This is a genomic window from Terribacillus sp. AE2B 122 (genome assembly GCF_902497585.1).
Taxonomy (GTDB): Bacteria; Bacillota; Bacilli; order Bacillales; family Amphibacillaceae; genus Terribacillus; species Terribacillus saccharophilus_A.
The window spans coordinates 452,965-473,867 of sequence record NZ_LR700944.1; the positions used below are offsets into that span (position 1 = coordinate 452,965).

Here is a 20,903-nt window from a genome sequence, read left to right on the forward strand (position 1 = left end):
TTTTTTATTTTCCTAAGCAAAACTGTGAAAACAGTTGGTCGATTAAACTTTCATGCACGGTATCTCCGATGATTTCACCGAGCAATTCCCACGTTCTTGTCACATCTATTTGGACGATATCCATCGGCATCTGCATTTCGATGCCATTCATCGCTTCCCGAAGCGACGATAATGACTGCTTCAAAAGCTGGATATGCCGTACATTTGAAATATAGCTCAAATCACCGCCATCAATCTCCCCTGCAAAGAAGGTATCCTTGATAGCAAGCTCCAATTCGTCGATTCCTTTTTCTTCAATCAGTGCAGTCGTAATTACCGGACGGCCGCCTGCCAGCTTATGAACTTCTTCCAAATCAATTTGCTGGGAGAGATCCGTTTTGTTGACGATGACAATAACATCAAGACCGGCAACGGCTTCAAATAATTGACGATCCTCATCAGACAATGCTTCTCCATAGTTCAGCACAAGCAAAATAAGATCACTTTGCTTCAGGACCTGACGGGAGCGTTCCACTCCGATTCGTTCCACGATATCTTCCGTTTCACGAATACCGGCCGTATCAACTAGCTTCAATGGTACGCCACGTACATTGACGTATTCTTCAATGATATCGCGTGTCGTACCGGCTATTTCTGTAACAATAGCTTTATTTTCATGCACAAGTGCATTCATTAAGGAAGATTTTCCGACGTTCGGACGGCCAATAATTGCAGTGGCCAACCCTTCCCGCAGGATTTTTCCTTGCTTAGCCATTTCGAGCAGCATCTCAATTTCTTCATACACATATTGTGTTTTTTCGATCATCATATTGTGGGACATCTCTTCCACATCATCATACTCCGGATAATCGATGTTCACCTCAACATGCGCTACTGTTTCCAATAATTCCTGCCGCAGCTTCTGGATCAAACGGGATAGTCTGCCCTCCATCTGATTAAGAGCAACATTCATCGCCCGATCGGTCTTCGCACGGATCAGATCCATAACAGCTTCTGCTTGTGAAAGATCGATACGGCCATTAAGAAAGGCCCTCTTAGTGAACTCACCAGGCTCTGCCAGCCGTGCTCCCTCCTGCAATGCTAGTTCCAGTACACGGTTCACGGAGACAAGACCGCCATGGCAATTAATTTCAACAACATCTTCTCTAGTGAATGTTTTCGGCGCCTTCATAACAGACACCATCACTTCCTCTGCAACCTCTCCGGTTGCCGGGTCGATGAGCTTACCATAATGAATCGTATGACTTGGTACATCAGTCAGCTTTTTCCCATCAAAAAGGCTTGCAGCGATCTCCACCGCTTCAGCCCCACTAAGTCGAACAATGGCGATCGCTCCTTCTCCAACAGGAGTCGATATCGCGGCTATTGTATCATTCTGCATTTCTTCACCTCTTTCTCTCTTTTCTTATCTATTTATCCACAGCATGATGCTATGATTAAGTTTGTACTCACTAACTTATAAGAATAGCACAGGTATCTATCAAAAAGAAAGATATCCACATGAAATTTTAGTGACAGCTGATAGATCGAGTTATCCACATGTGAATAGAGAACAAAAAAAGCCTCGGCATCATTGCCAAGACTTTTCCTTTACTAGTTGGATGACTATATACCGATTCGGTTCCTTACCTTTCGAAACGGTTTCGACACCCTTTTGCTTTTGAGCTGCCGCATGGATGATTTTCCGTTCGCTAGCCGGCATTGGATCAAGAGGAATTGCTTTTCGCAGCGCCAATGCCTTGCTGGCAGCTTGGACAGCTAGCATTTCAAGCGTTTCCCGTCTTCTTGATCGATATCCTTCCGCATCGACGGTAACGGTAAAGTGATATGCTTTTTGCTGATGCAGAAATTGTTCGACCAGCTGTTCCAGCGCATTGAGCGTTTGTCCTCTTTTTCCAATCAACATGCCGAGGTTTTCTCCGCTAAGTGTAAACATCACATGCTTTTTCTTACGGGCCGTGATCTCCACCTCTGTACCTGGGTGCAGATGGCGAACAACACTTTCCAAATAATCTTTTGCTGCTTGTACATTATCGGTCTTCACGACCACTTTTACTACTGCCGGTTTGGCACCGAACAGATTGAGGAAGCCTTTGCTTCCTTCATCGATTACAGTGACTTCGACTTCTTCCTTAGAAATACGTAACTGCTGTAAAGCTGATTGAATCGCATCATCTACGGTTTTGCCGCGAGCAGTCAGCTGTTTCATTATTTCTTGCTGTCTGCTTGTGCTTTGTTTTTCGACATCATCGGTTTATTGATAAGTAATGTCTGTGCCACCATGAAGATGTTACCAACTACCCAATACAATGCCAAAGCTGATGGAAGGAATAGTGCAAATACAGTAATCATGACAGGCATGATGTATAGCATCATCGTCATTTGCGGATTTGCAGCCATAGCTGTGTTTCCTGCCATCATCAATTTCTGCTGCAGGAATGTTGCAAGACCTGCTACGATTGGCAGAATGAAATATGGATCCGGGGCTCCAAGCTGTACCCAAAGGAAGTTATGTTCCTTGATTGCTTCTGTACGGCTGATTGCTTGATAGAACGCAAGCAATATCGGCATCTGTACGATGATCGGCAGACATCCTGCCAACGGATTTACACCGTGACGCTGGAATAGCTGCATTGTTTCCTGCTGTAATTTCTGTTGTGTGTTTGCATCTTTGGAGCTGTATTTCTTCTGAAGTTCTTTCAGTTCAGGCTGAACTTCCTGCATTGCACGAGAACTTCTCAGCTGCTTGATGTTCAATGGCAGCAATACTAAACGGATGATCACTGTTACGATGATGATCCCAAGACCAAAGTTCTCGCCTGTAAGATCAGCAAAATAAGCAATCAACCAAGATAGCGGGTAGATGAAATACTGATTCCAGAACCCAGTACTTTCCGAAGTGATTGGATCAGTGTTCGGCGCACAGCCTGCTAAGGCAGCGACGAGCAGCACGAGTGCCAATACTAATAAAACTTTTTTACGCACCATGTTTCCTCCTTAACTTCCTTGCATAAGACTTTCCCTATTGCTTCTCTTTATTTTTCCTGTTTGGCTGTTTCAGCAGATGTGATTTCCAAAGCACATGAATCAAGCTTTTTTTCAGTTCCTGATAAGCCATATCCTTCGCTGGCTGTCTGGCGATGACTATAAAATCGTAGCCCAGAGCAACCTGCTCATCCAGTTCATGAAAGGCTTGTCTCAAATAGCGCTTTATCTTGTTCCGCATAACAGCGTTTCCAAGTTTCTTGCTGACAGAAAGACCGATACGGAAATGTGCATCAGCTGTATCCTGCTTCTTATAATATAGAACGAGTTGACGGTTCGCAAAGGAGTTCCCCTTTTGGAAAACTTCCTGGAATGCCTCGTTCTTTTTGATTCGATATTCTTTCTTCATAGAGGGTCCCCTCAAGCATGCCTATTTGCAGAAATAGTCTTAAATTTGAAAGAAGGAGAATAAACGCGGCATTTAAGCTTGTAGTTTATTCTCCTTCTCCACTCATGTAAAAGCACAGCAAGAACGCTGTGTCAGTACACTGATCAAGTATATAAAGTCAAAAAGACCACTACATACGTAAGTGGCCTTATGCAGACAATACTTTTCTTCCTTTACGACGACGACGAGCTAGAACATTACGTCCGTTGCTTGTGCTCATACGTTGACGGAAGCCGTGTACTTTTTTTCTTTTACGGTTATTAGGTTGGAATGTACGTTTCATATATAAAACACCTCCCTTGAGGATATATCAAAAATATAGCGAAAGGTCATAGACAGTCTTGAACATTATACGTATAGAAAGGCCAACATGTCAACCTATCATTTTTTGCTGGATCATCTCTTTCTTTTATCCACAGCCCATGTTAATCTAGTAACCCTGTGCATAACTTTTTCCACACAGGTTTTCGACAACTTACACACATAAACGCATGCTGTGGATATATTTTGTCTACACTCGCCGACATTTGTGGATAACTGTCGATTAAGCATTGCAAGACAAGGATTATTCTGGTATCATATCTGTGTTTTACTGATTGGATAACATCATCACCAAAAACCCTTATCCACAGAGTGTGGATAAGCTGTGGACATCTATTCACAGGTCTGTAGATGCAGTTATCAACAGCAACGTGGACAACTGAAGAAGTAGCTTCATTGCCCTTTATTATGCGGATTTTCTATCCACATCCATATATATATGTGCACGGTCTTTTTGCATGCTTGATCCTTTTTTCGCATGTTTCGAAAAGGCCTTTTAATACCTATCATGATGCAGTTCTTTGAGAAAGTGACTGCTTCTTTCATTTTTTCAGAAAGGGGGATGCCTGTTGGAGAATATTCAGGATTTATGGAGAAAAACATTACAAGCAATTGAGAAACGAATCAGTAAGCCGAGCTTTGATACTTGGCTGAAAAATACACAAGCTTATTCCATTGAAGAAGACACACTTGTGATTGAAGCCCCCAACGAATTCGCCAGAGATTGGCTGGAAAGCAGCTACTCCTCTTTGATCGGAGATACACTTTATGAAGTGACTGGCAATCGGCTGCAGACGAAATTCATCATTCCAGAATTTCAGCAGGAAGAAGAAGTCATCCGCCAGCCGATGCCAAAGAAAGCTGCCGTAAAGGATACGCTGGCAGAATCACCAAAAAGCATGCTGAATAGCAAGTACACATTTGATACATTCGTTATCGGCTCGGGCAACCGGTTCGCACATGCTGCTTCACTTGCTGTTGCAGAAGCACCGGCCAAAGCCTATAACCCGCTATTCATCTATGGTGGTGTCGGACTTGGTAAAACCCATTTAATGCATGGAATCGGACATTATGTCTTAGATCATAATCCGAATGCAAAAGTCGTTTATTTGTCCTCCGAAAAGTTCACAAATGAATTCATCAACGCCATCAGGGATAATAAGACAGCCGAATTTCGGGCTAAATACCGCAATATCGACGTCCTTCTTATAGATGATATTCAATTCTTGGCTGGAAAAGAACAGACGCAGGAAGAGTTCTTCCATACATTTAATGCGTTACATGAAGAAAATAAACAAATTATCATTTCCAGTGACCGGCCGCCAAAAGAAATACCGACATTGGAGGACCGGCTCAGGTCCCGTTTCGAATGGGGATTGATCACGGATATTACACCTCCGGATCTGGAAACGCGGATTGCTATCCTTCGCAAGAAAGCAAAAGCAGAGGGCCTGGACATCCCAAATGAAGTTATGCTGTACATTGCCAATCAAATAGACACCAATATCCGGGAGCTTGAAGGTGCTCTTATACGCGTTGTTGCTTATTCATCCCTTATCAACTCGGATATTGATGCTTCCTTAGCAGCAGATGCACTGAAAAATATCATTCCTAGCTCAAAGCCGAAGGTTATCACGATCCATGCGATCCAAGAACAAGTCGGTGAGCGCTACAATGTCCGCTTGGAAGAATTCACAGCGAAGAAACGTACGAAGGCTATCGCTTTCCCTCGCCAAATCGCTATGTTCCTATCGCGGGAACTGACTGATTTCTCTTTACCGAAAATTGGAGAAGAATTCGGCGGCAGAGACCATACAACCGTTATCCACGCGCATGAGAAAATCTCTAAGCTACTAAGTGTAGATCAGGATTTACAGCGCGACATCGATGAAATAAAAGAAAGACTCAAATCTTTCTGACGATTGGACCCTGTTGATAAACGTGCATAAAGTCTTTTTTTATTCACATATTATCCACAGGGTATTTTTATTGGTGTTACTGGTCTTTTTCATACTTATCCACATACTCACAGGCCCTATTACTACTACTGTATTTTTATAAATAATAATTAATAAGAAGAACCCCCCATAGGAGGAACGCAATTATCATGAAATTTGTCATACAACGTGATCGGCTTTTAGCAAGTATCCAGGATGTTGTGAAAGCAATCTCATCCAGAACAGCAATTCCAATCCTTACAGGGATGAAAATCGAAGCAAAAGAAGATGGCATTACGTTAACAGGAAGTGATTCTGATATTTCCATCGAATCCTTCATTCCAAAAGAAGAAGACGGCATTGTCTATGTAGAACAGATAGAACCTGGCAGCATTGTACTGCAAGCAAAGTATTTCCCTGAAATTGTTCGTAAAGTACCGATGAATGCCGTAGAAATTGAATCTGATGCACAATTGAACGTAACAATCCGATCCGGAAGTGCAGAATTTAAGTTAAATGGCCAAGATGCAGAGGAATATCCACAGTTGCCGAAGCTGCATAGTGAAGATAGCTTTGAACTTCCTGCTGACTTATTGAAAAATGTCATCAAAGAAACTGTATTTGCTGTATCAACTCAAGAAACGCGACCTCTGTTAACTGGAGTAAATGTCCGTGTTCAGGAAGATCAGCTGCATTTTGTTGCGACAGATAGTCATCGTTTAGCATCCCGTCAGATCCCAGTTTCAACAAATGAAGCCGCATTAGGGTTCCAAAATGTTGTCATTCCTGGTAAAAGCTTGACGGAATTGAACAAAATCCTTGATGAAAATCAGGATCCTGTCGAAATTCGGATTACAAATAACCAGATTTTATTCCGTACCAAGCATCTGTACTTCTTGTCCCGTTTGCTCGAAGGAAACTATCCTGATACATCTCGTTTAATTCCATCAGAAAGCAAGACAGCATTACAGATCGACACGAAGGAACTGCTCCGCTCCATCGACCGAGCATCTTTACTGGCGAAAGAAAATCGAAATAATGTCGTTAAACTGGTAACCCAGGATTCTGGACAGCTTGAGATCAGCAGTAATTCCCCAGAAGTTGGACGTGTTGTAGAAGAAGTAACCGTTCAGGAAATTTCAGGAGAAGAATTGCGAATCAGCTTTAGTGCCAAATATATGATGGATGCACTTAAGGTCATTGAAAGTGAACAAGTGAAGATTGAATTCACGGGAGCGATGCGCCCATTCCTTATCCGTCCAACTGATGATGAGGACTTGCTGCAGCTGATTACACCAGTCCGTACGTACTGAGTTATGCACATGTGGATAAAGGCACTGCCCTGACGGCGGTGCTTTTTTTCTGTGCATAACATGACGCCCAGAAGGATTGGGCATAATGAAAATAACTTTCAAAGTTGTGGATACTTTAGTAAAATAATAAGAAGGCAACATAAAGTAAGGAGAGCGGAAATGAACGAAGAAATTCAAATCAACACCGAATATATCCAGCTTGGGAAATTCCTGAAGCTAGTGAATGCTGTTGAGAGCGGCGGAATGGTTAAGCTGTATTTAGCTGATTATCCAGTGCTGGTCAATGGCGAAGAAGAAAACAGACGCGGCAGGAAGCTGTATCCGGAGGATCGCGTAGAGCTGCCGGCGACATCTGAAGTATTCATTGTCAAAAAGGCATAGCAGTCTGCCGGATACAGAAAGGACCTAAGCATGCATGCATATCCAAGAGCTAACGCTTACGCATTATCGGAACTACGATAAGCTGCAGCTTCAATTCGACGATAAAGTGAATGTAATCATCGGCGAGAATGCACAGGGCAAGACGAACCTGATGGAAGCCATCTACGTGCTCGCCTTCTCCAAATCGCATCGAACTCCTAAAGATAAAGAACTTATCCAATGGGACCAAGATTATGCTAAAATAGAAGGGAACATCCTCAAGCGGAAACAGCGGTTTCCGCTTGAGATCGTCCTATCGTCCAAAGGGAAAAAAGCAAAACTGAATCATCTGGAACAAAAACGCCTAAGTGATTATATCGGGGCGCTCAATGTCGTCATGTTCGCTCCTGAGGATCTGAACTTGGTGAAAGGCAGTCCGCAAATTCGCAGGCGTTTTATTGATATGGAGATCGGCCAGATACAGCCGGTCTATATCTACCACCTTGGACAATACCAAAAAGTTTTGAAGCAGCGGAATCATCTGCTGAAGCTTATGCAGCGGCGCCAGGCTGATCCGACAATGCTTGATGTGCTGACGGAGCAGTTGATTGAGCATGCTGCCATCATATTAGAGAAACGTTTCCTCTTCCTCAGACTGCTCCGCAAATGGGCGCAGCCCATCCACCAGAGCATCACGACGAAGCTGGAGACACTTGATATAGAATATCTTTCCAACTTACACGTATCAGAAGAATCCGATAAGGAAACGCTGAAAGTAGCTTATGAGGAGAAATTCTCTGAATTACGGACACGTGAAGTGGAAAGAGGGACAACTTTAGCAGGCCCCCATCGTGATGACCTGTCTTTTTATGTGAATGGGAAAGATGTACAAGCTTTCGGTTCACAAGGTCAGCAGCGTACGACAGCTTTGTCATTGAAGCTGGCTGAGATAGAACTAATCTATAACGAGGTCGGAGATTATCCGATTCTTTTGCTGGATGATGTCTTAAGTGAGCTGGATGACAGCAGGCAATCGCATCTGCTTGAAACGATACAGGGGAAAGTCCAAACCTTTGTCTCGACGACGAATGTATCAGGTATCCAGCATGAAACTCTGAAACAGGCAGAACTGTTTACAATAAAATCAGGGAAGCTTGTCAGTGAGTCAGGAGGATCCTGATGTTCATCTCGATCGGTTGGAATAATGTCGTCAGAGCTGAAGAAGTGGTAGCCATCTTGGAATACGGTCAAGCAGCTAAAACAGTTGATCCCACTTTGGCAGAAAACGATGAAGCGGATCATGTATCAGCTAAATCTATCATTGTCACCACTGATCGGATTTATTCTAGTCCTTTATCAGTGCAGACATTGAAGAAACGGGCTGATTCAACGGTTCCGAGAATGATAGAAGAAGATAACCTTTAAAGAAATGCAGGTGATTTAAATGGCAATGGAAGATAAAATGCCTGAAGAACAGTTGTATGATGCAGATCAGATACAGGTACTGGAAGGACTGGAAGCAGTCCGTAAACGTCCAGGAATGTACATCGGATCTACGAGTGAACGCGGTCTGCACCATCTTGTATGGGAGATAGTCGATAATAGTATCGATGAGGCGCTTGCTGGCTATTGTGACCATATCCAAGTAATCATCGAAGAAGATAACAGCATCACCGTTGAAGATAATGGACGCGGAATTCCGGTAGGTACACATGAAAAGACTGGCCGTCCAGCGGTGGAAGTTATCATGACAGTACTTCATGCTGGCGGTAAATTCGGTGGCGGAGGCTATAAAGTATCCGGCGGTCTGCACGGGGTGGGTGCGTCAGTAGTAAATGCCTTGTCCACAGAGCTTAATGTTAAAGTGCATCGTGATGGTAAGATCCATGAACAGACCTTCCAGCGAGGAATACCTGCTGGGGATCTGCAAGTCACAGGTGAATCTGACAGAACAGGTACAATTACACATTTCAAGCCAGATCCAGAGATCTTTACGGAAACGACTGAATATAACAAAGAGACTTTGCTTATCCGTATTCGTGAGCTTGCTTTCCTGAATAAAGGACTCGCAATCAGCCTGGAGGATAAACGCGAAGAAAATCCAGAGCGTATCACATTCCATTACGAAGGCGGTATCCGTTCTTATGTAGAGCATCTTAATCGCTCTAAAGAAGTACTGCACGAGCCGTTCTATGCGGAGAATACGGATTCCGAAATCACTGTGGAAGTCGCGTTGCAATACAATGACGGCTACACAAGCAGTATCTACTCTTTTGCGAATAATATCCACACGTATGAAGGCGGGACGCATGAAGCTGGATTCAAATCCGGTCTGACGCGTGTTATTAATGACTATGCCCGTAAAAACAATATGTTCAAAGAGGCAGATCCGAATCTGTCTGGTGATGATGTACGCGAAGGATTGACTGCAATCATTTCTATCAAGCATCCAGACCCGCAGTTCGAAGGGCAAACAAAGACGAAGCTTGGCAACAGTGAAGCACGTCAAGTTACTGATGCAGCATTCACAGAGCTGTTTTCCAAATTCTTGTTTGAGAACCCTGATACAGCACGAATCGTTGTTGAAAAAGGATTGATGGCATCCCGTGCTCGTATTGCAGCCAAACGTGCACGTGAACTAACCCGCCGTAAGGGTGCACTGGAAGTAAGCAGCTTACCAGGTAAACTGGCTGACTGTTCTTCCAAGGATGCTTCAATCAGTGAATTGTACGTCGTAGAGGGAGACTCTGCCGGCGGTTCTGCAAAACAAGGACGCGATCGACACTTCCAAGCTATCTTGCCTTTGCGCGGAAAAATCATCAATGTTGAAAAAGCGAGATTGGATAAAATTCTAGCTAATAATGAAATTCGTGCCATGATTACAGCGCTTGGTACAGGTATTGGTGAAGACTTTGATATTTCCAAAGCACGCTATCATAAACTGGTCATCATGACCGATGCAGATGTCGACGGTGCTCATATCCGGACATTGCTGCTTACGTTCTTCTATCGTTACATGCGACCATTGATCGAGCATGGCTATGTTTATATCGCTCAGCCACCGCTCTACAAAGTACAGCAAGGGAAAGCAGCTTACTACGCTTATAATGATCGAGAACTTGAGCGTGTAATGAGTGAGATTCCTAAAGTACCAAAACCTGGTCTGCAGCGTTATAAAGGTCTTGGAGAGATGAATGCAGCTCAGCTATGGGAAACGACAATGGATCCGGAGAACCGTACACTGCTTCAAGTCAGCTTGGCAGATGCAATCGATGCGGACCAGATTTTTGATATCCTGATGGGCGACAAAGTTGAGCCGAGACGGAATTTCATTCAAGATAACGCGGAGAATGTACAGAATCTAGATATCTAACCAATACAATTTTGGTTCCGGCAATTTGACAGGAGGTTTTCGCATGGCGGATGAATTACGTCCAAGTGTGCAAGAAAGAGATATAAGTCAGGAAATGCGTACGTCGTTCCTTGACTATGCAATGAGCGTTATCGTAGCGCGTGCATTGCCTGATGCGAGAGACGGCTTAAAGCCGGTGCATCGCAGAATCCTTTATGCATTGCATGATTTGGGAATGCATGCTGATAAGGCATATAAGAAATCAGCCCGTATCGTCGGGGAAGTAATCGGTAAATACCACCCGCATGGTGACACAGCTGTGTACGAAGCGATGGTTCGTATGGCGCAGGATTTTAGCTATCGTTATATGCTCGTAGACGGACATGGAAACTTCGGTTCTGTGGACGGCGACTCAGCAGCGGCAATGCGTTATACAGAAGCACGCATGTCCAAGATATCGATGGAGCTATTGCGTGATATCAACAAGGATACGATCGATTACGGCGATAACTATGATGGCTCTGAAAAGCAGCCACTCGTAATGCCAGCTCGTTTCCCGAACTTGCTTGTGAATGGGGCTTCGGGTATTGCGGTAGGTATGGCAACGAATATCCCGCCTCATAACCTGAATGAAACGATAAATGCGGTACTGGCCCTTAGTAAAAATCCGGATATCACTATCGAGGAATTGATGGATGATCATATATTCGGTCCAGATTTCCCTACTGCAGCTGAGATCCTGGGCCGAAGCGGTATTCGGAAAGCTTATGAAACTGGCCGTGGTTCGATTACGATTCGTGCCAAGACAGAAATTATTGAGCATGATAACGGTAAATCGACCATTCTCGTGCACGAATTGCCATATCAGGTGAATAAGGCACGTCTTGTCGAGAAAATAGCAGAACTTGTCCGTGATAAGCGTATTGAAGGAATTACAGACCTGCGAGATGAATCCGACCGTAACGGTATGCGCGTCGTGGTTGAAGTTCGCCGTGATGCGAACCCGAATGTCATTCTTAACAATTTGTACAAGCATACAGCCCTACAGACAAGTTTCGGGATCAATATGCTAGCCCTTGTGGATGACAAACCGCAGATTCTGAACCTGAAACAGGCATTGTCACATTATCTTGATCACCAGCAAGTCGTCATCCGCCGCAGAACAGAATTTGAATTGCGTAAAGCAGAAGCGAGAGCACATATCCTGGAAGGGTTACGGATTGCCCTGGATAATCTCGATGAGATCATCAGCTTGATCCGCGGCTCCCAGACAACAGATATTGCTCGTGACGGATTGATGGAGCGCTTCAACCTTTCTGATAAGCAAGCACAAGCAATCCTAGATATGCGTCTGCAGCGCCTAACAGGCTTAGAGCGTGACAAGATTGAAGATGAGTATCAGGAACTAGTCAAAGTGATTGCGGAGCTTAAAGCGATACTTGCTGATGAAGAGAAGGTGCTTGAGATCATTCGAGAAGAATTGACTGAGATCAAGGAACGTTTCGGTGATGAACGCCGTACAGAAATCGTTATTGGCGGTATTGACTTCATAGAGGATGAAGCACTTATTCCTGTTGAGAATGTCGTTATCACATTAACACACCAAGGCTATATCAAACGCCTGCCTTCAAACACTTACCGCAGCCAAGGACGCGGCGGGCGAGGAATCCAAGGTATGGGAACGAACGAAGATGACTTCGTCGAACATCTTATTTCGACCAGCACACATGATACGATTCTGTTCTTTACGAACAAAGGAAAAGTTTATCGTGCGAAAGGCTATGAGGTGCCGGAATTCAGCCGTACAGCAAAAGGTATTCCGATCATCAATATGCTGGAAATCGAAAAAGGCGAATGGATTAACGCTTTGATTCCAGTCAAAGAGTTCGCAGATGACTGGTATTTGATATTCACAACCAAACAAGGGATTTCCAAACGGACAACCCTATCTCAATTTGCCAATATTCGTAAGGGCGGTCTTATCGCATTGAACTTGCGTGAAGATGATGAATTGATATCTGTTCGTATGACAGATGGTCATAAACACATCATGATCGCGACGAAGAATGGTTACCTGATCCGATTCCCAGAGGAGCAAATCAGACCAATGGGCCGTACTGCGGCAGGGGTTAAAGGAATAACTCTCCGCGGGGAAGATGATTCGGTCGTGTCTATGGATATAATTGATGAAGGTGTCGATATCCTGAATGTTACCGAAAAAGGTTTCGGAAAACGGACACCTGAGTCGGAGTATCGCATCACGAATCGCGGCGGTAAGGGAATTCTTACATCCAAGATCACGGATAAAACAGGACAGATGGTATCAGCTAAGCCGGTTACCGGTGAAGAAGATATCATGATCATTACAGTCTCCGGTGTATTGATTCGGATGCCTGTTTCAAGTATTTCGTCCACTGGCCGAAATACACAGGGTGTTATTCTGATTCGTATTCAGGAGAATGAAGCGGTAGCTACTGTTGCTCGTATTGATAAAGAGCAAGAGGAAGAAATCGAGGATGTCTCAGATGATATGCTGGAGGAACCAGTAGTATCAGAGGCTGATGATACAGAAGAAGAATGATTATTAGCATTCCCGCTCCCATAGTGGGAATGCTTTTTTTTACATAACCTTTGGATGAAAGGATGCAGGATATGATCGTCTCAGCCAATCAGCTCGTCGCTGGCTGTATCGTAACAGCCGATGTTATCGGTAAAAGCGGTATGCCACTCGTAAAAAGCAAGACAGTACTGACAGATACGGAGATCTTTTATTTGCAAAAAATGCTCGTAAAAGAAGTAACAGTTGCCAGTCATTTAGAGAATGGCAGCAGTTTTGTTCCTGAAAAGGATTCTGTAAGCATACAGCCTGCCATCATACAAGTGCATTTCCTGGATGCCTATGCAGCAGCAGCTAAAGGCTATCAAAAACAATTCAACGCATGGCAGCATGGCTCCACTGTTGATATAGCTGCACTTCGCAAACATATTCTGCCTGTACTGGAGAAGGTCAGTGAATGGGAAGGAAATGTGTTCAATTTGCCTGCATACAAAGAGCAGATTGATTATTTGTCGGGACACGCAGCAGGTACGGCTGCGCTTGTAGCTGCTGTTTTACAAAAAGCAGGTTTTTCTGAGGCGGACACCAAGCAAATCGGTTTGGCTGCTTACCTAGCTGATTGCGGTATATCTAAACTTAAACAGCCGTATCACATCCAGAAGCGCCGTTTGCACGATAGTGACTGGGAAGACGTCCAAAAGCATCCAACCTTCTCTTATCGTATGGTCGAGCAGGCTCCTCTCCTCTCTTCCAAAGCGAAGCTTGCCATCCTCCAGCATCATGAACGGGCAGATGGAGCTGGTTACCCGCTGCGATTACCGAAGGAAAAGATCCATTCATTTGCCAGTCTTCTCTCCATTTGTGATACATATCATGCTTTGATATCCGAACGTGCTTTCCGAGCTGCTGTATCTCCATATGAAGCAGTGGACATCATCCTGGAGGAGCAATTCAGACGATTTGACCCGGCAATGATCCAGCACTTTATCCAGGCATTTATCGATGCACAGCAAAACACAACAGTCAGACTATCATCTGGGGAGCTTGCAGAGGTTGTCTTTACGGATAATAATCATCCGACCAAGCCGATGGTTCGAGAGCAAGAAACAGGGCAAGTGAAAGCATTGACTGAAATGCCGCATATACGCATCGATCAAATCATCTTATGAAGCACGCTAATCAGCGTGCTTTTTTAATATCCTGAAAATGCTTTAGCATGTAGGAACCAATCAATAAAGGGAATTTTTCTGCAGTGATCTCCAAAAAACGGACAATGAGTGGATATTCGTTACGCCGGTTAACATGAAGCAGGTCTGTCCACCACTCTGCTTCATAACGACATATCATGCTTAGGTTATACAGCAGTGCATAATGAGCCATGCACTCATGAAAACTGCTCCAATAGCTCTGCTGGATAAAATAGTATTGATGGTTAACCGGATTGCCGTAAAGCGGTCCAGCTGTTTGCCACAGCGAATCAGGGGGCTGCATTGCAAGCTGATCCTGCTCGATTATCTTAAAAGAGAAAGATTCCAGGAATTCTAAAAAGCGGCGTTTTGTATATTGAAATTCGTCTAGTAAGCACTCCGGCAGAATTAGCGCATCCTTTCTCAGACTAACTTCTGTCAGATTACGCTTCCCCTTCTGCAGTGAAAGAAGATCATGCAGTTCTGGAACTAATCCGAACATATCCCCCATGGAAACCTTTTTGACATTATGAAGTTCTCTCTTACAAACGTGACGTGAAAAATACGGGAATAAGCCGCGCTGCTGGAATAATACTTCATCCATGCTGAATTGATAGTCACGCTTCTTACGCTTTCTAGTCGACAAGCCATGTGCAAGATCTGCTGTGGATTCTGGATAGGCAGGACGTGTCAGCAGCAAACTTGCCTTCATAAAATGGGTCATTCCGTAAAATAATAAGACAGGCTTCATCAATAGCGGGGCATTTTTTCCATAGGAATAATAAGATTTACCATGTTCCAGATAGGCAAGGAAGGCGGAAACATTTTGATAGCTCTGTGACTCTGCATCGGGAACACTGAGATGCTGATAGCTTTCTTGCAGGAAGGAAAGAGCTGCATCTTCTGCTTCAAGGAAGGAAAGAAAGGTGGATACGTTTTCATCATGCATACAGAATCCTCCAATGATTTTTACGTGCTCATATAGTTGAAAAACCGCGCATCTTGGCGTATTGTAAGTAACAATAGGTTTTAATAGCAGTATTTTAACCAAATATAAACATTTCATGATAAAAGGAGGATAAACATGCGGGAAGATAAGTTTACTAAAGAGGGTTTAACTTTTGATGATGTCTTGCTTGTGCCGGCTAAATCAGAGGTTCTGCCACGTGATGTGAAATTCCAAACAGCATTGACAAAAAATATCACTTTGAACATTCCATTAATCAGTGCAGGAATGGACACAGTAACAGAGGCAAGCATGGCGATTGCAATGGCTAGACAGGGTGGACTTGGTATCATCCACAAAAACATGTCCATTGAAGAACAAGCAGAGCAGGTGGATCGCGTCAAACGTTCGGAAAGCGGCGTTATCACAGACCCATTCTTCTTATGCCCGGAAAACCAAGTGTTCGATGCAGAGCATCTGATGGGTAAATTCCGCATTTCAGGTGTACCAATCGTTAACAACAGAGAAGAGCAGAAACTGATCGGTATCCTGACAAATCGCGATCTTCGTTTCGTACAGGATTATTCCATCGCGATCTCCGATGTCATGACAAAAGAAAACTTGGTGACAGCACCTGTTGGAACTACATTAGATGATGCAGAGAAAATCCTTCAGAAGCATAAAATCGAGAAGCTGCCGCTTGTCGATGAAAATGGTGTGCTGAAAGGCTTAATCACAATCAAAGATATCGAGAAAGTGATTGAGTTCCCGAATTCTGCTAAAGATAAACATGGACGTTTGTTAGTAGGAGCTGCTGTTGGGGTCACTGGTGATGCAATGACTCGTATCAGTAAATTGGTAGACGCAGGTGTAGACGTACTTGTTGTTGATACAGCTCATGGTCACTCCAAAGGTGTTTTGGAGCAGGTTAGAGCGATCAAAGACAAGTTCCCTGAAGTTGACTTGATTGCTGGTAACGTAGCGACAGCAGAAGGTACGCGCGCGTTGATTGAAGCTGGTGCTGACGTCGTAAAAGTCGGTATTGGACCAGGCTCCATTTGTACAACACGCGTTGTAGCTGGTGTAGGTGTACCGCAAATCACTGCTGTGCACGATTGTGCAGCGGAAGCAGAAAAGCATGGTGTCTCCATCATTGCTGACGGCGGGATCAAGTATTCCGGTGATATCGCTAAAGCGATCGCAGCAGGCGGACATGCTGTTATGCTCGGCAGTATGTTTGCGGGTACAACAGAAAGCCCTGGTGAGACTGAAATCTTCCAAGGCCGTCAATATAAAGTGTATCGCGGTATGGGATCTGTCGGTGCAATGAAATCTGGCTCGAAAGATCGCTACTTCCAAGGTGAAACAGAAGAAGCGAAGAAATTGGTTCCAGAAGGCATCGAAGGCCGTGTCGCATACAAAGGATCACTTTCTGATACGGTTCATCAGCTGCTTGGCGGCTTGCGTGCTAGCATGGGCTACTGCGGTGCCCCTGATCTTGATTATTTCCGTGAGAATGCGCAGTTTATCCGTATGACTGGTGCAGGATTGCGTGAAAGCCATCCGCATGATGTCCAAGTTACAAAAGAAGCACCGAACTATTCTATTAACTAATTATCCCGAACGGCGTGCATTTGCACGCCGTTTTTCTTTATTTAGCACATACTATACTAAAATTACTGACAATTTTCAATAAAATTAAAATTGAAATAACAAGCAGGATTTGCTACATTTATAAAGAATTGTATTTAGAAATAAATAGGGGGTATGCAAACATGAAAAAGAAGAAGAAATCATTTATTATGCTTAGCATGATTGCAGCGTTGACAGTGATTCTGGCAGCTTGCGGGGGAGGGACGAGTGACAGCACCTCTTCTGATGGCGGTCCGCAATTCATCGATTTGCTGACAGGTGGAACGGAAGGTACATACTATCCGCTTGGGGGAAGCTTAGCTGAAATTATTAATTCAAACGTGGAAGATGTAGAAGCACGTGCAACATCGACAGGTGCTTCGGTAGAGAATATGAATACGATGAGTGAAGGTAATGATGATGTCATCGCCTTTACCCAGACTGATATTGCTGCATATGCTTCAGAAGGGACTTTAATGTTTGACGGGGAAGCAATTGATAATATTCAGGCGATCGGTTCCTTGTATCCAGAAACAATTCAGATTGTAGCGACAGAGGATAGCGGAATCCAAACTATAGAAGATTTAAAAGGTAAGACTGTATCAATCGGAGCTCCAGGATCCGGAACGAACGCAAGTGCAGAAGATATACTTGGTATATACGATATGACTGTAGATGATATCGAGGTGCAGAATCTTGATTTCGGTGAATCGACAACTGGTATGCAGGATGGAACGATTGATGCAGCATTCATTACTGCTGGTACACCGACAGGAGCGGTAGAAAGTCTTTCTGCTACAACATCGATCACGATTGTCGGACTGGAAGAGGATAAAGTGAATCAATTAATCGAAGAGAAGCCTTATTACGCTCCTTACACGATTGAAGAAGGAACATACAGCTTGGAGGAGCCTGTTGAGACAGTTTCTGTAAATGCAATGCTTGCAACGACAGAGGGCATGGATGAGGATCTCGTTTACAACATTACGAAAGCTATCTATGAGCACACTGATGAAATCGGTCATCAGAAAGCTGAATTCATCAAGCCAGAGAGTGCTGTAGAAGGTGTGAGCATCGATTTCCATCCAGGTGCATTACGTTACTTTGAAGAAGCAGGCGTAGAAGTACCGCAATAACTGCAAGTGTATCGCCGGTATCCTTCGGTTACCGGCGATTTTTTGGGCTTGAAAGGGTGTAAGGATATGAATCGATTCCGTATACCGAAGAAACGATGGCTGCTGGCTGCAGCGGCTGTGGTCATGCTCCTTTGGTATGCTGTCTACCCAACTCAGCAGATCCTTGCTTTCGAAAATCCCGATAATGGGGAACTGCTCAGCTATTTGCCAGTAGTGAACAGCGATCATTTCCAGATCAAATACACACATTCTATCCATTTATCGGATGTATATGAGGAGTACATGATCCAGGATGAGCGCCTATTTCCGAAACGATTGATCTATGAGGATACAGCAGTAGGGATGCCAGCTAATGCAGAAGCAGGTCAAACATTCACGATGGAGGATGGAAAATACATATTATCCGATCTCCAAGGTTCGACAGACAAGCTTTATCTGACGATTGGAGCTGTGAAAGCTAACCATCAGATCATCTTTAAAGATACAGCATATAGCTTACAGGATAACATCGGTCCAGGTGAGACGATTGCGATCGTAAGCCGCTACGTGAATCACTGGACGCTTTGGAAAGGAGAGAAATTACATGAGTGACAAGCTAGCCCAAGCAGAGAGGCTGACGGAAGAACAACAGCAGCAGCTGATTGAGAAATACGATTCTGAATCGAATTTCCGACGACTGGCTGGGATCATGAGTATTATCGTTTTTTATGGTTTACTAGCTTTCTCGATTTATCAGCTATACACGGCAACTTACGGGAATATCCCGACACAGATTCATCGTTCCATTCACTTAGGATTCGGGCTCGTTTTGATATTCCTTCTCTTTCCTGCTTCTAAAAAGAGCAGCAGGACAAAAATTGCCTGGTATGATTACATACTCGCTATTCTAGGATTTGTTGTCGGTGCTTATTGGCCGGTTATGTACAATGATATCATTGCGCAAGCTGGACAAATTACCACATTAGACTTCATAGTCGGCTCAATGGCTATACTTTTAGTGCTTGAAGCAACTCGTCGGACTGTAGGTCTGCCGATTGTCATTATCGCTGTCGCATTCCTGGCCTATGCCTATTGGGGCAGACAAATGCCAGGATTCCTCATTCATCCGGGAGTCGACGTCGATACACTCGTCCAGTCCCTGTTCTTTACGACACAAGGAATATTAGGTACTCCTATTGGTGTATCTGCAACTTATATTTTCCTGTTTCTGCTTTTCGGGGCTTTCCTCGTCAAAACAGGTGTCGGACAGTACTTCAATGATTTGGCCTTGGTCGTTGCCGGAAGAAGAATTGGCGGACCAGCGAAGGTAGCGATATTCTCCAGTGCCTTGCAGGGAACAGTGAGCGGAAGCTCGGTGGCTAACGTAGTTACATCCGGTTCCTTTACAATCCCAATGATGAAACGCTTGGGATACTCGAAGAATTTTGCCGGCGCAGTAGAAGCATCTTCCTCTACAGGAGGCCAGATCATGCCTCCGATTATGGGAGCGGCTGCCTTCTTGATGGTTGAGTTTATCGGAGTCAGCTATTGGACGATTGCAAAAGCAGCTATCATTCCGGCTATTCTTTACTTTTCCGGTATTTGGATTATGACTCATTTCGAGGCTAAGCGAACCGGACTGCGAGGTTTGCAGCAGGAAGAAATGCCGAACAAGAAGGAAGTTCTTAAGAATTTGTATCTGCTGCTGCCGATCCTGGCAATGGTATTTTACTTAAGTTCCGGACTAAGTATCATGCGTGCAGCCATCTATGGTATTATCACGTGTATCTTGGTCGGACTTCTGCGTAAGGAACGGTATCGTCATCTATATCCAATTGTTTTCGCAGCTGCGTTTGTCGCATATATCGTGTATGGAGCTGTTACAAGCGGAATTTCAATTGAGACAGCTTTGATTGTCGCAGCACTTGTTACCGTGATCGTAAGTTATTTATTTGATCAGAACTTCATTGATACGATACAGGCATTGGTGGAAGGAGCACGTACAGCCCTTAGTGTTATCGCTGCAACTGCTGCAGCCGGGATTATCGTAGCGGTTGTGACGAAAACAGGACTTGGGCTGAGCTTGGCGAACAGTCTCGTCGATTTGGCGAATGAAAAACTGCTGCTCACATTGTTCTTTACAATGATAGCTTCCTTGATTCTCGGAATGGGAGCACCGACTACTGCCAACTACATCATCACATCAACTATTGCAGCACCAGCAATTATCCTGCTTGGTGTAAATGATCTATCTGCGCATATGTTCGTCTTTTATTTCGGAATCATGGCAGATATTACACCGCCTGTGGCCCTTGCAGCTTTTGCAGCAGCGGGTATATCCGGCGGCCGGCCGATTGCTACGGGTGTGAATGCAGCCAAACTAGCAATTGCAGCATTTATCATTCCATACATGTTCGTGCTGGAACCAAGGCTGCTGCTTTATGACATAGATGGCAACTATCTGCATGTCGTTTGGATATTCATCACAGCCTTTCTCGGTATGATCAGTATCGGTGCAGGAATCATCGGCTACTGGTATCGCAAGCTATATATTGTGGAGCGCTTGCTGGCTGTAGCAGGAGGACTAGTGCTCATTTATCCGGAAGTTTGGTCCGGTATAACTGGCATTATCGTCTTTGCAGCACTGATTGCTATCCAATATTTCGTGAAACGTTCCGAATGGAATGTACCTGTTAAAAAGCCATCTTTCTAAGGGAAGGTGGCTTTTCCTATGGTTGAATTCGGGTATA

The 20,903-nt window shown here is 44.2% G+C and carries 18 protein-coding genes; 12 read left to right on the top strand and 6 right to left on the bottom strand.

From position 1 onward, the window contains the following. Nucleotides 1-4: 4 nt before the first annotated feature. From mnmE to rpmH, 5 genes are all read right to left on the bottom strand, one after another. Nucleotides 5-1,381, bottom strand: a complete 1,377-nt coding sequence (gene mnmE / locus AE2B122_RS10670) for a tRNA uridine-5-carboxymethylaminomethyl(34) synthesis GTPase MnmE (RefSeq protein ID WP_175074055.1) — start codon at nt 1,379-1,381, stop codon at nt 5-7. Between the two features lie 189 nt (nt 1,382-1,570). Then, complete coding sequence (jag, locus tag AE2B122_RS10675; RefSeq protein ID WP_175074056.1) at nt 1,571-2,209, bottom strand: RNA-binding cell elongation regulator Jag/EloR; 639 nt, start codon at nt 2,207-2,209, stop codon at nt 1,571-1,573. Next, nucleotides 2,209-2,985, bottom strand: coding sequence for a YidC family membrane integrase SpoIIIJ (gene spoIIIJ / locus AE2B122_RS10680; protein WP_095220699.1), 777 nt, complete (start codon nt 2,983-2,985; stop codon nt 2,209-2,211). Before spoIIIJ ends, jag begins: the two co-directional genes overlap by 1 nt. A 37-nt stretch (nt 2,986-3,022) precedes the next feature. Beyond that, nucleotides 3,023-3,394, bottom strand: a complete 372-nt coding sequence (gene rnpA / locus AE2B122_RS10685; RefSeq protein ID WP_095220700.1) for a ribonuclease P protein component — start codon at nt 3,392-3,394, stop codon at nt 3,023-3,025. Between the two features lie 187 nt (nt 3,395-3,581). Next, the gene (rpmH, locus tag AE2B122_RS10690) at nt 3,582-3,716 is read right to left on the bottom strand and encodes a 50S ribosomal protein L34 (RefSeq protein WP_038562594.1); all 135 of its coding nucleotides are present in this window, start codon (nt 3,714-3,716) and stop codon (nt 3,582-3,584) included. A gap of 607 nt (nt 3,717-4,323) precedes the next feature. Between rpmH and dnaA the strand changes: the two genes are divergently transcribed. From dnaA to AE2B122_RS10730, 8 genes are all read left to right on the top strand, one after another. Continuing rightward, entirely contained in the window at nt 4,324-5,673 is a 1,350-nt protein-coding gene (dnaA, locus tag AE2B122_RS10695) for a chromosomal replication initiator protein DnaA (RefSeq protein WP_095220701.1), read from the top strand. 188 nt (nt 5,674-5,861) lie between these two features. Further along, nucleotides 5,862-7,004: a DNA polymerase III subunit beta gene (gene dnaN / locus AE2B122_RS10700; protein WP_095220702.1), complete on the top strand. Its 1,143-nt coding sequence runs from the start codon at nt 5,862-5,864 to the stop codon at nt 7,002-7,004. A gap of 159 nt (nt 7,005-7,163) precedes the next feature. Continuing rightward, the gene (gene yaaA / locus AE2B122_RS10705) at nt 7,164-7,385 is read left to right on the top strand and encodes a S4 domain-containing protein YaaA (protein ID WP_095220703.1); all 222 of its coding nucleotides are present in this window, start codon (nt 7,164-7,166) and stop codon (nt 7,383-7,385) included. A 34-nt stretch (nt 7,386-7,419) separates the two neighbouring features. After that, nucleotides 7,420-8,544 carry a DNA replication/repair protein RecF gene (recF, locus tag AE2B122_RS10710; protein WP_095220704.1) on the top strand — a complete coding sequence of 375 codons (1,125 nt, stop codon included), beginning with the start codon at nt 7,420-7,422 and terminating at the stop codon, nt 8,542-8,544. Further along, nucleotides 8,544-8,789: an extracellular matrix regulator RemB gene (gene remB / locus AE2B122_RS10715; RefSeq protein ID WP_095220705.1), complete on the top strand. Its 246-nt coding sequence runs from the start codon at nt 8,544-8,546 to the stop codon at nt 8,787-8,789. Before recF ends, remB begins: the two co-directional genes overlap by 1 nt. A gap of 19 nt (nt 8,790-8,808) precedes the next feature. Further along, nucleotides 8,809-10,737 (top strand): DNA topoisomerase (ATP-hydrolyzing) subunit B, encoded by a 1,929-nt coding sequence (gene gyrB / locus AE2B122_RS10720; protein WP_095220706.1) that lies wholly within the window; start codon nt 8,809-8,811, stop codon nt 10,735-10,737. 43 nt (nt 10,738-10,780) lie between these two features. Beyond that, nucleotides 10,781-13,297, top strand: a complete 2,517-nt coding sequence (gene gyrA, locus AE2B122_RS10725; protein WP_095220707.1) for a DNA gyrase subunit A — start codon at nt 10,781-10,783, stop codon at nt 13,295-13,297. Between the two features lie 71 nt (nt 13,298-13,368). Next, on the top strand, nt 13,369-14,442 hold the full coding sequence (locus tag AE2B122_RS10730; protein ID WP_175074057.1) for an HD-GYP domain-containing protein: 1,074 nt from the start codon (nt 13,369-13,371) through the stop codon (nt 14,440-14,442). Between the two features lie 10 nt (nt 14,443-14,452). On the opposite strand, the gene AE2B122_RS10735 is transcribed toward AE2B122_RS10730, so the two are convergent. Next, nucleotides 14,453-15,409, bottom strand: a complete 957-nt coding sequence (locus AE2B122_RS10735; RefSeq protein ID WP_175074058.1) for a YaaC family protein — start codon at nt 15,407-15,409, stop codon at nt 14,453-14,455. Between the two features lie 135 nt (nt 15,410-15,544). Here AE2B122_RS10735 and guaB point away from each other — a divergent pair, with 135 nt between their 5' ends. The 4 genes from guaB (at nt 15,545) to AE2B122_RS10755 (ending at nt 20,866) form a co-directional block, all read left to right on the top strand. Next, nucleotides 15,545-17,020 carry an IMP dehydrogenase gene (guaB, locus tag AE2B122_RS10740; RefSeq protein ID WP_095220710.1) on the top strand — a complete coding sequence of 492 codons (1,476 nt, stop codon included), beginning with the start codon at nt 15,545-15,547 and terminating at the stop codon, nt 17,018-17,020. Nucleotides 17,021-17,181: 161 nt separating this feature from the next. Beyond that, nucleotides 17,182-18,174: a TAXI family TRAP transporter solute-binding subunit gene (locus AE2B122_RS10745; protein ID WP_175074059.1), complete on the top strand. Its 993-nt coding sequence runs from the start codon at nt 17,182-17,184 to the stop codon at nt 18,172-18,174. Nucleotides 18,175-18,240: 66 nt separating this feature from the next. Then, nucleotides 18,241-18,765 (top strand): DUF1850 domain-containing protein, encoded by a 525-nt coding sequence (locus tag AE2B122_RS10750; protein WP_175074060.1) that lies wholly within the window; start codon nt 18,241-18,243, stop codon nt 18,763-18,765. Next, a complete protein-coding gene (locus AE2B122_RS10755; RefSeq protein ID WP_175074061.1) occupies nt 18,758-20,866 on the top strand; it encodes a TRAP transporter permease in 2,109 nt (702 codons plus the stop codon). Before AE2B122_RS10750 ends, AE2B122_RS10755 begins: the two co-directional genes overlap by 8 nt. Nucleotides 20,867-20,903: the final 37 nt, after the last annotated feature.

Bases quoted from the DNA above. Each gene is read 5' to 3' on its own strand.
- mnmE (WP_175074055.1), bottom strand. From the start codon at position 1,381: ATGCAGAATGATACAATAGCCGCGATATCGACTCCTGTTGGAGAAGGA.
- jag (WP_175074056.1), bottom strand. From the start codon at position 2,209: ATGAAACAGCTGACTGCTCGCGGCAAAACCGTAGATGATGCGATTCAA.
- rnpA (WP_095220700.1), bottom strand. From the start codon at position 3,394: ATGAAGAAAGAATATCGAATCAAAAAGAACGAGGCATTCCAGGAAGTT.
- rpmH (WP_038562594.1), bottom strand. From the start codon at position 3,716: ATGAAACGTACATTCCAACCTAATAACCGTAAAAGAAAAAAAGTACAC.
- dnaN (WP_095220702.1), top strand. From the start codon at position 5,862: ATGAAATTTGTCATACAACGTGATCGGCTTTTAGCAAGTATCCAGGAT.
- yaaA (WP_095220703.1), top strand. From the start codon at position 7,164: ATGAACGAAGAAATTCAAATCAACACCGAATATATCCAGCTTGGGAAA.
- recF (WP_095220704.1), top strand. From the start codon at position 7,420: ATGCATATCCAAGAGCTAACGCTTACGCATTATCGGAACTACGATAAG.
- remB (WP_095220705.1), top strand. From the start codon at position 8,544: ATGTTCATCTCGATCGGTTGGAATAATGTCGTCAGAGCTGAAGAAGTG.
- gyrB (WP_095220706.1), top strand. From the start codon at position 8,809: ATGGCAATGGAAGATAAAATGCCTGAAGAACAGTTGTATGATGCAGAT.
- gyrA (WP_095220707.1), top strand. From the start codon at position 10,781: ATGGCGGATGAATTACGTCCAAGTGTGCAAGAAAGAGATATAAGTCAG.
- AE2B122_RS10730 (WP_175074057.1), top strand. From the start codon at position 13,369: ATGATCGTCTCAGCCAATCAGCTCGTCGCTGGCTGTATCGTAACAGCC.
- AE2B122_RS10735 (WP_175074058.1), bottom strand. From the start codon at position 15,409: ATGCATGATGAAAACGTATCCACCTTTCTTTCCTTCCTTGAAGCAGAA.
- guaB (WP_095220710.1), top strand. From the start codon at position 15,545: ATGCGGGAAGATAAGTTTACTAAAGAGGGTTTAACTTTTGATGATGTC.
- AE2B122_RS10745 (WP_175074059.1), top strand. From the start codon at position 17,182: ATGAAAAAGAAGAAGAAATCATTTATTATGCTTAGCATGATTGCAGCG.
- AE2B122_RS10750 (WP_175074060.1), top strand. From the start codon at position 18,241: ATGAATCGATTCCGTATACCGAAGAAACGATGGCTGCTGGCTGCAGCG.
- AE2B122_RS10755 (WP_175074061.1), top strand. From the start codon at position 18,758: ATGAGTGACAAGCTAGCCCAAGCAGAGAGGCTGACGGAAGAACAACAG.